The 638-nt window shown below is 25.4% G+C and carries 1 protein-coding gene; it reads right to left on the bottom strand.

Annotated features, from left to right (window positions below):
- Positions 1-497 (bottom strand): methyltransferase domain-containing protein (locus GQX97_RS13780; RefSeq protein ID WP_157152328.1); only part of this gene is annotated, 497 nt, incomplete at its 3' end.
- Positions 498-638: the final 141 nt, after the last annotated feature.

Here is a 638-nt window from a genome sequence, read left to right as displayed (position 1 = left end):
ATCTCTTTAGGCTCTCTAAAATGCTCTATTACATGTGAAAGTATTATAATGTCGTATTTAGATTTACTCTCCAAAAAGTTTTCTTTTAAATCAATATCATATTTTTTTTTGGMATAAACTCTTGCATCATCATTAAGCTCATACCCAAAAACATTGTTATTATTTTTTTTGAATAAACTCAATAATAATCCGTCAAAAGCACCAATCTCGCATATATCTTTGTTTTTCAAATCTATAGTTTGTTTTATAAAATTAAATTGAGATAAACTTCTAGCATAACGCATTTTGCTTTTAGCTATCTCAAATAATTTATTTTTTATATTATTATGATATTCATTTTTGTATAATGAGTTAATCTCTTCATCGGTTGGAGAATCTATAAAGTATAAAGAACATTCATCACATTGATAAACGTCTTTATACTCTTTCCAAATATTTTTAATTTCTCCAATTTTTTTATAATGATTGGAAGAACAAACTTTGCAAGTATTTGCCATTATTCAAAAGAAAGCTCAATACCGCATTTAGGACATTTAGTCATATCCTCAGTAATACTAGAAAAAGTTTAGATACTTATAGTTCAATGGGGCCATGCATTGAATATAAAGATGATATAAAAGATATAAATAACCTAAACA

This window comes from Brachyspira sp. SAP_772, assembly GCF_009755885.1.
Classification (GTDB): domain Bacteria; phylum Spirochaetota; class Brachyspiria; order Brachyspirales; family Brachyspiraceae; genus Brachyspira.
Note: the sequence above shows the minus strand (reverse complement) of the source record. Positions and strands in the feature narration are given on the sequence as shown.